Here is a 10599-nt window from a genome sequence, read left to right as displayed (position 1 = left end):
GGTCGCGGGGGTGTCGACGCTCAGCACGGAACAGAACGAGGTGCTTCATGCCTTGGGGATAGCAAAGCCAGCAGCGCCGGAGTAGTTGGCGCTGCTGTAGTGGCATTTTTGAAAGTGCGCTCTAGCAAAAACAATTACTTACGAGCGTAACTGTCGAACTCGGGAGCAACCTCTTGTGGAGACCGGGAGCGCGAGTGCCGGGTACCCCCGGGCATACGCGCTTCGAAACGGTTTTTAAGAAGCGTGAGTTACGGGACGTTCTTGACGCCATGACAAATGTTTTTCATGCCCTTCTCGCTAAGGGCGCTGAGTCTTACGGTCGCCGTTGGTTGGCTTTCGTAACTCGCGTACTTTACGAAGGTAGAACATCCAGTCAGTCGATGAGGACGGCGTGGTTCATCACGACGTAGATCAGGAGTTGGAGTGCCCCGCTCTATGCTCGCGGTCCTACAAGGGACGCGGTTTGGCGGAGTATGGGCATGTTTTGAAAATGCCTACCGTCACCTTGATTGTGACCCTGCGGATCAAGCCCTAGAACACGGAAGACTGTGAACGCGCACGGGGTGAGGCTGCAGAATACGGCGAGTTTGTATCGGGCTGATCGCCGCTGATTTCTTGGGGCGGAATTCGGAAGGGGGATAATGTCAAGTTCGAACCATAGTTCGAGTGTTGTTCCATCGCGATCTCCTTTCACCGAGAGACTGGATGTCCCCGGAAGAATTCTGCTTGCGCGGACGTCGCATTACCCACGCCGATGAAAACATCCCACCGCCCGTTCCGCCAGCACTCCGACCCCCAGCGGTACGCTGGGCAACAGCATGGGATGCAGCGTCATCGGCAGCACGAAACCGATGACCGTCGCGCAAAGCAACAGGATGCCCAGGCACCCGACTGCGTCTTTGCGCTCCAGGACGGGGCGTCGGCGCTCGAACAGTCGGGTGTCGGCATTGGATAGAGGCAGGGAAACGTAAGGGAGCAGTCATGCCCGTGAAGACCGTCCTCGACGGCAGCGCCGTACCGGTCAGGATCTGGACCGACGACATCGATGAAGGCTCGAAGGCGCAGCTCGCCAACATCGCGAGCCTGCCGTTCATCCACTACCACGTGGCCGCCATGCCCGACGTGCATCTGGGCATCGGCGCGACCATCGGCTCGGTGATCGCCACCCACCAGGCGATCATCCCGGCGGCGGTGGGGGTCGATATCGGCTGCGGCATGGTCGCCGCGCGCCTGTCGCTCACCGCGAACGACATCGACGAGAAGCGGCTGAAGAAGGTGTTCGACCAGATTAGCCGCGATGTGCCGGTCGGCCGCGACCAGCATGCGGACGGCCAGGTGCTGGTCGACGCGGTGCGCCCCTTCGAGCCCGGCCTCAAGGCCCTGACCGAGCGTCACCCGCAATTGCTCAAGGCGTTCGGCAAGTTCTCGAAGTGGGCGAACCAGATGGGCACGCTCGGGGGCGGCAACCACTTCATCGAGGTCTGCCTGGACGAATCACAGCAGGTCTGGGTGATGCTGCACTCGGGCAGCCGTGGCATCGGCAACGCCATCGCGACGTACTTCATCGAGCTGGCGAGAAAGGACATGGCGCGCCACATGATCCACCTGCCTGATCGCGATCTGGCCTACTTTGCCGAGGGCAGCGAGCACTTCGCCGATTACGTCGAGGCGGTGCATTGGGCGCAAGAATACGCGATGGCCAACCGCCAGGCGATGCTCGATCTCGTGCTCGCGGGGCTGGCGCGCCACCTGCCGCCGTTTGCGGTCACGACCGAAGCCGTGAACTGCCACCACAACTACGTCGCCCGCGAGCACCACTACGGCGCCGATGTCTGGGTGACGCGCAAGGGCGCGATCCGGGCGGGGCAAGGCGAGCTCGGCATCGTCCCCGGCAGCATGGGCGCGCGCAGCTACATCGTGCGCGGCAAGGGCAACGCGGAGAGTTTCTGCTCCAGCGCGCACGGCGCCGGCCGGCGCATGAGCCGCACGGCGGCGACCAAGCGCTTCACCGAGGCCGATCTCGCACGCCAGACCGAAGGGGTGATCTGCCGCAAGGACAAGGGCGTGGTTGATGAGATCCCCGGCGCGTACAAGGACATCGACGAAGTGATGGCCAACCAGCGCGACCTGACCGAGATCCTGCATACCTTGAAGCAGGTGGTTTGCGTGAAGGGGTAGGGGTGACGCGTCGTCAGGCAATCTCTCACATCGCATGCCGGTCTTGCATTGATGCCGGATGCAAGCCGCCCATAGAATCCGCGCATGAGCACTCCACATCTCGATCGGCTTCTCTTTATGCAGGGCGGCCAGTGTTTCTTCTGCCGACAGCCCTTGCCTCGTGGTGAGGCCTCCATCGAGCATCTGGTGGCCAGCGCCAACGGGGGCACGAACAGCGAGGAGAACTGTGTCGCCTGCTGCCGTACCCTCAACAGCCTGCTCGGATCGAAGTCGATCAAGGAGAAGCTGCAGATCGTGCTGAATCAGCGCGGCGACTTCCGCTGCCCCCGGCCGCGAGAGTCCGCTGCCCCGCCAGGTGCGCTGCCCCTGCCTGAAGGCGATAACCTGACCCCACCGGTCGTGAAGTCGCCCGCTGTTGCCCCCAGTGCGCCTGCAGCGGCCGCGCCGGCTCGGGACACGCATCAGGAGCGACTTGCGCTCGTTCTCGAGGACCTTCGCAAGCGCGGCAACTCGCGACCGCGCAAGGAGGCGACCCTGATGACGACGATCCAGGCTCTGATCAAGCAGCGTACGAACCAGCCGATTTCCGACGCCAACCTGAAGAAGCTGCTCGCCGAACTTCAGCAGCGCGGGCAGGTGACGATCACGGAGGGCAAGGTTGCCTACAAGCTCTGATCCCAACGCTGGCGTCGCTGCGGGCCATGGGATTCCGCCGGACGCCGACAACCTGGTGCAGCGTGTCGCCGCCCGCATCCGGTCCCGGTTCGCCGAGGAGGCCTCGGGCCATGACTGGCATCACATCCACCGCGTCTGGCGCCTGGCTCGGAAGATCGCCGTGGCCGAGGGGGCGAGGCTCGACGTGGTCGAGTTGGCGGCGCTCGTCCATGACATTGCCGACTGGAAGTTCCACGGGGGTGACGACGCCATCGGGCCACGCGAGGCCGAGCGGCTGTTGCGCGAGGAAGGTGCTGGCGACGACCTCGTTGAGCCGGTCGTCGAGATCGTGGCGACGATCTCGTTCAAAGGCGCAGGGGTCCGGCAGCCCATGCGGACGCTCGAGGGGCTGTGCGTCCAGGATGCCGACCGGCTCGATGCGATCGGAGCGATCGGTATCGCCCGCTGTTTCGCGTACGGCGGTCATGCGGGACGCCTGATGTACGACCCCGAGGTGCCGCCCGTCCTGCACGCGACCGCTGATGCCTACAAGGCCGCGAAGGGGACCAGCGTCAATCACTTCTACGAGAAGCTCTTCTTGCTGAAGGACCGCATGAACACCGCGACGGGACGCCTGCTTGCGCAGGAGCGACACCGGTTCATGGCGTCCTTTATCGAGCGTTTCCTCGAGGAGTGGAACGTGGGCGAGGGCTCAGCCCATGGTCCAGCAGTGCTTGTGGAGGCCAGCAGCGACGCATCAGGCGGGAATGAACTTCGTTCCAGTGGATCGCGTTCGTAACCGCTTACCGACGTCAATGTTTGGAGCGACTTCTTCCGTCAGGAATGCATACCAGTCGTCTGTCGTCATCGTCTCCGGAGATTCGGCGCGCAGACGATAAAAGGGAAGTCCAACGAGACCGAAAATCGCGTTCTTCATCTCATCGCGGGTCTTGATTTCGGGCCGATCATGATATGAGCTATCGAGCTCGAACGCGGCAACGGGATCCCCTTCATCCGGCACGATCAACACCGCATCGACCCGGGAGTTCTTTGCGTAGGCCCACGTCGACTTACCGACGAGCTCACGCAGGCGACTGAACTCGATCATCTGGTCAAGTGGATAATTCGGCAGCGCAAGTAGCGCAGGAAATCTCAGCGACAAGGCCTTGAGAAACGCTCTCTCCTGGCTACTCCTGAAAACCGAACGCCGGATTCCCATTGCGTCGGACGCGTTTGGATCGCCGAAGCGCATAAGTGTGCTGCTGACAACGCGCCGCACCTCAATGACGGGCTCGGAAAGAGCCTTGGCTGCTTCCAACTGCTTTCGATTGGTATTTTGGCGTCGTTCGGACCAACGTCGATGCTCGTCGCGAAGTGTCCTCGCGATAGCGTGCAACGCGCTTGAATCCAAGCGCTCGGCGAGGCCGAGGACGGTTGAGTAAGGAGCTGATATCTCACCAGCGAGAAGGAGCTGCTCATACTCAGTCAGTAGGTCCTCTGCTGCTTGCGGTGCTTCCAGGAGGAGACATAAGGCCTCGCCGGCGAGGGCCTTCAAGTAGTCGTCGTTCCTCCGGAAAACCCGAACCTCACCGTCGAGAAATAAAGTGACAAAGGCGGCATGCTCCCGCCGATGCAGATGCCCACGCAACGTCCGAATGACGCTTGCTTTATCCCTTGTCTGCACGAAGTCTCGTCGTCTAAGTCGTCAGAATCGAGTGGGAATGGTACGTGTCGGCGCGCCCATTGTCACTCATAGAGCGTCGCCTCATAGAGGCCACACTCCTAGCATCAGTCGAAAATCCATTTCCGACTGCTGTGACTTCTTCCTCCGACCCCAGGGTCCTCTTCGGTAAGCACCTTGCCGAGCTTCGCCGAAGCCGCGGATGGTCCCAGGAATACCTCGCGCTTGAGAGTGGTCTCGCGCGGAGTTACTTAGGCGGCGTTGAGCGTGGGCAGCGGAACATCGCGCTTCTGAACATCATTCGCTTGGCAAACGCGCTGGAGCTCCCGCCCTCTAAGCTTCTTGAGTACGAGGATCGCAACGGCGGCCGTGTTGCATCGGGCCTGAGTTAGAGGTCAATCGAGGGCCCGCACGCCAGCATCAGGACCAGGCGATGCGGTGACCGCGCTCTGTAGCCTTGTGGCGTTCATCATCGTCGCCATGGAGGTATAGGCTCGTGGTTGTGATTGACTCGTGGCCTAAGTTATCGCGGACGAACCGCAAGTCGACCTCGGCGCCTGCCATGTTCGAACCGGCCGTGTGACGTAGCCAGTGCGCCGAAGCCGCACGCAGTGCATTTGCCCGCGACACAAACTCATCGCCACGCTCCTCAACTCGCTTCGCTGCACGCTCAAAGACTTCTTTCACGACTAGATGCACGGCCCCGCGCGTCAGAGTCCGACGCTGTCCGCCGATTGGGAGGAGGAGGGGGGTCGGCTCGCCTGGAACTGGATAGGGCGCCAACGCGTACTCCCGGCGGTAGCGCACCAACTCCATCATCAGTTCGTTCGTGGCAGGGACGATCCTCGTCTTCTCACCTTTGCCCGTTACTTCAAGCCACCAAAGGTCGTCCCCGTTTCGGTCACGCCGGGAAAAGAAGCACCCCATGGTATTGGTAGTGACCTCCGTGATCCGAAGGCCGCACAGGTACAGCAAACTGAAGAGCCAGCGCACGCGGAAGTAATGCTCGCGCTCGCGATCCGTCTCGTTTGGCATCGATTCGATCGATGCCTTGACTTCCACCCAGGTAGGCTCATCGAGGAATCGGGTGATTCGGGGCTTCGACCGCCGCTGGCGCTGTCGAGAGAGGGATAGCGGATTGCCAGCAAGGTACCCAGCATTCACAAGCCAGGCGAACATCGTGTTCAGGATGACAATCGCTTGTCGCTGACTGCTGGCAGACAGCGGCCCAGAGAACGGTCTCCAGCCAGGATCATTTCGCGGCCATTTGCGGCCTTTGGCCATGACCCAGCGTGCAACGGGCTGTGGGTCTGAGAGAAACCGCCTGTACAACAACAGATCCTCGTGACTGAGGCTGGAAAGGGGCTTACCCAACTCCGTGACCGTCCAGAGGAGGAGGCGCTCAGCCTCCTTGCGGTAGCTGTCGAACGTCGTTCGGGTGTCGACAAAGCGGGCGAGCCACGCTCTGACGGCATCGACGTCGTTCTGCGCTGAAATCTGCGGCCGACCGCCAACGGCGCGGTTATTACCGACACTTCCGTTGAGTTCGCTTGGCAAGTTGACCAGTTCCAACGGGCCGAACGCGTTTCGGGGCATCAAATTCACGAGGGTCACATCCAGAACGGCGGATTCCGCACGTTACTACACATTATAGGAATAATGTCTAAAGTTAATGATTATACGGACAGCAATGTCCGGTTTCCGGACTGGTACGGCTGTTTTAGTTGATTCCACCGCCAAGGCAGCTACCATCCTGACATTGGTCAAAAATCCGAGCCAAAAAATGAGCCGTAGCTCCGTTGTTACATACGAGCATGTCCGTCAGGCCTGCTACGAGATCCTCGCCAAAGGGGAACGACCAACCCGTCCAGCCGTCCAGGAGCTGCTTTCCACTGACCGGTATGTTGGCCAGAAAGGCAGCAACGCCGTCGTCCAGAACCACATTCAAGAGTTCTGGAGTGCCATGGCAAACACGTTGCAGGTGCCCGTGCGGGCGGTGGACGGGATCCCCGAGGCCTTCGTAACGATCATCGATCGCGCACTTGGCGATATGGTGCAGGTTGCCAAGAGACTTGCTGAGGAGGGCCTCAGGGAGCGGGAGGCCCATCTGGACAAGCGATCCAGAGAAATGGAGGCAACCGTTCAGGAGGCGAACGAGCGTGCCCTCGAATCCCATCAGCTCCGCCTACGCATGGAGAGTCAGGTCGCGGCCTTGAAGCTGAGGATCGGAGACCTGGAGGCCAACCTCGCGGAGTCTCAGAAGAAGTTGGCGGAGGAGTCGCATAGGGTCCTTGAGCACCAGCGCACGATCGACGAAAAGGATGCCGAACTCGTGCGCCAGTTCTCCTCGCTGGACGCGGCGAGACTTGCCATCGAGCAAACTAATGAACATCACCGCCTGGAGACCCATCGGCTGTTGCAGCAACTGGACAACGAGCGTCAAACTGCGAACAAAGAACGGAGGCAACAGAACGTCGAGGTAGAGCGCGCGCGCAAGGACGCGGCCACGGCCCGCGAGGCATTCGTAGCGCTGCGTGAGGACTGCACCCGACTCAAGGCAGAGAGCGTCAAGGCATGCGAGAGGGTGACAGAGGCAACAGCCTCAATGGAGACCCTGCGAAGCAGCCTCGAGAAAGCTGAGGCCCAACTCTCCATATCGGAGAGTAACCTTGCTGCGGTGAGAGTGCGGCACGAGATGGCTGATCAACTCCGGCAAGAGGTAATGGTCAAGCTTAACGTCCAGGCTGAGGAAATCGGACAACTGCGGCAAGAAATTGCAAATCTTAGGAGGAGACGCGTCAAGAGCCGGGCTCCAGAAGAGAGCGCTCTTAGGAGTAAGGAAGAAACAGTTGCGAAACGGGGAAATAGTGGCTGAGACCGCTGCACAACCCTTCGCGTCAGGCTCTCGTAGCTCTCCACTTTTGGTGAGCGTGGCCAGATTTGGCCGAGAAAGAAGAGCCTTTTCAGCGACACCTATCAACGGCAATCCGGAGCGCCGCCCTGCTGGGTGCAAGTAAAGACGGCTAAGACCTATCCTGCGAACGGTGTTTTGCCTACCCGAGCCGACAGCGGTCCTACTGAAGTCAGGATTGCGGTGGGCAAAGGAAATGTCTCGGTTCGGTGCAGAAATTTCTGCTCGCTGTGTAAATGTGTCGGCAGGAAGCAGTACGCATAGTTTTTGGGCAAAATCCGTATGTGTAGTATCCCGTCCCAAGGATTTACTTAGTTGCACTATCGTGCAGGAAGACACCGGCCCGCGGCTGCAGATCAACGCGCAGAACTGCGTGCACTGCAAGACCTGCGACATCAAGGACCCGACCCAGAACATCAACTGGGTCGTGCCGCAGGGCGGTGAGGGGCCGATCTACCAGGGCATGTAAGTTTTCGTGTGCAGCGTTGTCGCTGCATAGTTCTTTAGTTTACATAATGCACATTATCGCACTTCTAGGACCGACCACTGGAGCGAACGGAAGCGCCTGGGGCGCGTGTATAATGCGCCCGCCCAAGACCTGAGGCACCGGTTACGCGGGGATGGCGGAATTGGTAGACGCACTGGATTTAGGTTCCAGCGCCGCAAGGCGTGAGAGTTCGAGTCTCTTTCCCCGCACCATCACTTTCCTCTGCGGCGCTTCGCCGCATCAGTGGCCGATGCGGCCGTAGTTGTCCTCGAAGCGCACGATGTCGTCCTCGCCGAGATAGCCGCCCGACTGCACTTCGATGATCTCCAGCGGCAGCCGGCCCGGGTTGGCCAGGCGGTGCGTGTGGCCGAGCGGGATGTAGGTCGACTCGTTCTCCGCCAGCAGGAAGACCTTTTCGCCGCAGGTCACCTCGGCGGTGCCGCGCACGACGATCCAGTGTTCGGCGCGATGATGGTGCATCTGCAGGCTCAGCTTGGCGCCCGGATTGACGACGATGCGCTTGACCTGGAAGCGCTCGCCGGCGTCGATCGAGTCGTACCAGCCCCAGGGCCGATAGACCTTGCGGTGGCTCTGGGCCAGGCTGCGGCCCTCCGCCTTGAGGCGTGCCACGACCTTCTTCACGTCCTGCGTGCGGCTCTTGTGCGCGACCATCACCGCGTCGGGCGTCTCGACCACCACCATGTCCTCGCAGCCGATCGCCGCCACCAGGCGGTTGCTGGCATGCACGAGGGTGTTGCGGCTGGCTTCGAACATCACCTCGCCACGCGCGCTGTTGCCCTGCGCGTCCTTGTCCGACACCGCCCACAGCGCATCCCACGCGCCGACATCCGACCAGCCTGCAGACAAGGGCACGACGACGCCTGCCCCGAGTTCCGGTGCGGACGGCAGCCGCTCCATCACCGCGTAGTCGATCGAATCCGACGGGCAACGCTCGAATGCTGCGCGATCGACGCGCAGGAAGTCGGCGTCGCGCGCCGATGCAGCCGCGGCGTCGGCACAGGCGGAGGCCATCGCAGGATTGCATTGCGCGATGGCGCGCAGCCACACCGACGCCTTCATCATGAAGATGCCGCTGTTCCAGAAAAACTGGCCGCTGTCGACATAGGCCTGGGCAGTCTGCGCGTCGGGTTTCTCGACGAATTCGAGCAGACTGCGGGCCGTGTCGGCGCCGGCCGGCACATCGCCCGCGCGGATGTAGCCGTAGCCGGTCTCGGGGCGGTCGGGCACGATGCCGAAGGTCACCAGCGCCCCCTCCGCTGCGAGCCGTGCGCCTTCGCCAATGCCGCGCTGGAACGCACTCACGTCGGCAATGACGTGGTCCGCCGGCATCACCAGCAGCACCGGATCGCCCTCCTCGGCCGCCACATGCGCCGCCAGCGTCAGCGCCGGCGCCGTGTTGCGGCCGACAGGTTCGAGCACGATCTGCGGCGAACGCACGCCGATCTGGCGCAACTGCTCGGCGATGATGAACCGGTATTCCTCGTTGCTCACGACGATGGGGCGCGGATCGACGTCCATCGCCTCGAAGCCCTTCAGCCGCAGCGCGGTCTCCTGCAGCAGCGAGTTCTCGCCGGTCAGCGGCAGCAACTGCTTCGGATAGGTTTCGCGTGAGGCGGGCCACAAACGGGTTCCCGAGCCGCCGGAAAGAATTACGCTCTTGATGGTCATCTGCTGGATCTCGTATGGAATCGTCGAAAAGGCGTTGCCGGTGCGGACCGACGCGAGCGCTACTGCACCACTTCGCGCAGCATGCGCCGCACGCCTGAGCGCCAGTCGGGCAGCACGAGGCCGAAGCGCTCGCGCAGGCGCGAGGTGTCGAGCCGCGAATTGAGCGGTCGCCGCGCGGGCGTGGGGTAATCCGAGGTCGGGATGGGGGCGATGTCGGTCACCTTCAGCGCGAGTCCCAGTGCGCGGGCTTCGTCGATGACGAAGCGCGCATAGCCGTGCCAGCTCGTCTCGCCAGCCGCCGCCAGGTGATAGGTGCCCGACAGGCCGGGCTCGCGCACTGCGCTGCGCAGAGCATGGGCGCTGACGTCGGCGATCAGCTCGGCGCCGGTGGGCGCGCCTACCTGGTCGTCGATCACCGTCAGGCGGTCTCGCTCGGCGGCCAGGCGCAGCATCGTGCGCGCGAAGTTGCCGCCGCGCGCCGCATAAACCCACGACGTGCGCAGGATCAGGTGGCGGCAGCCGCTGGTACGGATCGCCTCCTCGCCCGCCAGCTTCGTGCTGCCGTACACTGACATCGGCGCGGTGGCATCGTCCTCGCGCCACGGCCGGTCGCCGCTGCCGTCGAACACGTAATCGGTGGAGTAATGCACCAGCCACGCGTCCAGTGCCGCAGCCTCGGCGGCCAGACAGGCGACGGAGTCCGCGTTGATCGTATGCGCGAGCGCGGGCTCGCTCTCGGCCTTGTCGACGGCGGTGTAGGCCGCCGCGTTGACGATCACGTCTGGCTTCAGCCGGCGGACGGTCGCGACCAGATCGGCCGGTCGCGAGAGGTCGCCACTCAATCTGCCATCGCCTGCGCGGCCCAAAGCCACCACCTCGCCCAGCGGTGCGAGCGAGCGCTGCAGCTCCCAGCCCACCTGCCCGTTACTGCCCAACAACAGAATCTTCATGCCCCCTGCCCTTGCATTGCGGAAATTCCGGCGCCCGGATTATCGCATC

At 62.3% G+C, this 10599-nt stretch carries 9 protein-coding genes, 1 tRNA gene and 1 pseudogene; 7 read left to right on the top strand and 4 right to left on the bottom strand.

What is annotated here, in order from left to right; translation table 11 throughout:
• The first annotated feature begins 981 nt into the window (after window positions 1-981).
• The 3 genes from GH664_RS15485 to GH664_RS15475 all read left to right on the top strand — a co-directional run bounded on the left by GH664_RS15485 (window position 982) and on the right by GH664_RS15475 (window position 3631).
• Window positions 982-2178 (top strand): RtcB family protein, encoded by a 1197-nt coding sequence (locus tag GH664_RS15485; protein ID WP_153168981.1) that lies wholly within the window; start codon window positions 982-984, stop codon window positions 2176-2178.
• Window positions 2179-2262: 84 nt separating this feature from the next.
• Window positions 2263-2853, top strand: coding sequence for an HNH endonuclease (locus GH664_RS15480; protein WP_153168980.1), 591 nt, complete (start codon window positions 2263-2265; stop codon window positions 2851-2853).
• Complete coding sequence (locus GH664_RS15475) at window positions 2837-3631, top strand: HD domain-containing protein (protein ID WP_153168979.1); 795 nt, start codon at window positions 2837-2839, stop codon at window positions 3629-3631. The genes GH664_RS15480 and GH664_RS15475 overlap by 17 nt, the downstream gene beginning before the upstream one ends.
• On the opposite strand, the gene GH664_RS15470 is transcribed toward GH664_RS15475, so the two are convergent.
• Window positions 3590-4516: a DUF2726 domain-containing protein gene (locus GH664_RS15470; RefSeq protein WP_153168978.1), complete on the bottom strand. Its 927-nt coding sequence runs from the start codon at window positions 4514-4516 to the stop codon at window positions 3590-3592. The two genes, GH664_RS15475 and GH664_RS15470, sit on opposite strands and share 42 nt — an antisense overlap.
• Window positions 4517-4647: 131 nt before the next feature.
• Here GH664_RS15470 and GH664_RS15465 point away from each other — a divergent pair, with 131 nt between their 5' ends.
• Window positions 4648-4905, top strand: coding sequence for a helix-turn-helix domain-containing protein (locus GH664_RS15465; RefSeq protein ID WP_096447404.1), 258 nt, complete (start codon window positions 4648-4650; stop codon window positions 4903-4905).
• Window positions 4906-4933: 28 nt separating this feature from the next.
• Here the strand turns inward: GH664_RS15465 and GH664_RS15460 are convergent, their stop codons facing one another.
• Window positions 4934-6109: a tyrosine-type recombinase/integrase gene (locus GH664_RS15460; protein WP_194270425.1), complete on the bottom strand. Its 1176-nt coding sequence runs from the start codon at window positions 6107-6109 to the stop codon at window positions 4934-4936.
• A gap of 187 nt (window positions 6110-6296) precedes the next feature.
• On the opposite strand from GH664_RS15460, the gene GH664_RS15455 reads away from it, so the two are divergent.
• From GH664_RS15455 to GH664_RS15445, 3 genes and pseudogenes are all read left to right on the top strand, one after another.
• Window positions 6297-7388: a DNA-binding protein gene (locus GH664_RS15455; protein WP_194270424.1), complete on the top strand. Its 1092-nt coding sequence runs from the start codon at window positions 6297-6299 to the stop codon at window positions 7386-7388.
• A 358-nt stretch (window positions 7389-7746) separates the two neighbouring features.
• Window positions 7747-7893: pseudogene (locus GH664_RS15450) on the top strand (4Fe-4S dicluster domain-containing protein); the annotation flags it as partial.
• Between the two features lie 145 nt (window positions 7894-8038).
• Window positions 8039-8123: transfer RNA gene (locus GH664_RS15445), tRNA-Leu, on the top strand.
• A gap of 28 nt (window positions 8124-8151) precedes the next feature.
• Here GH664_RS15445 and GH664_RS15440 read toward each other — a convergent pair.
• Both GH664_RS15440 and rfbD read right to left on the bottom strand, forming a co-directional pair.
• Window positions 8152-9600 carry a mannose-1-phosphate guanylyltransferase/mannose-6-phosphate isomerase gene (locus GH664_RS15440; RefSeq protein ID WP_153168975.1) on the bottom strand — a complete coding sequence of 483 codons (1449 nt, stop codon included), beginning with the start codon at window positions 9598-9600 and terminating at the stop codon, window positions 8152-8154.
• A 59-nt stretch (window positions 9601-9659) separates the two neighbouring features.
• Window positions 9660-10550 carry a dTDP-4-dehydrorhamnose reductase gene (rfbD, locus tag GH664_RS15435; RefSeq protein WP_153168974.1) on the bottom strand — a complete coding sequence of 297 codons (891 nt, stop codon included), beginning with the start codon at window positions 10548-10550 and terminating at the stop codon, window positions 9660-9662.
• Between the last annotated feature and the right edge of the window lie 49 nt (window positions 10551-10599).

Source organism: Thauera sp. 2A1, from assembly GCF_009469595.2.
In the GTDB taxonomy this organism is placed as follows: domain Bacteria; phylum Pseudomonadota; class Gammaproteobacteria; order Burkholderiales; family Rhodocyclaceae; genus Thauera.
The sequence above is the reverse complement of the archived record's forward strand: the minus strand, read 5'-3'. Positions and strand labels throughout refer to the sequence as shown.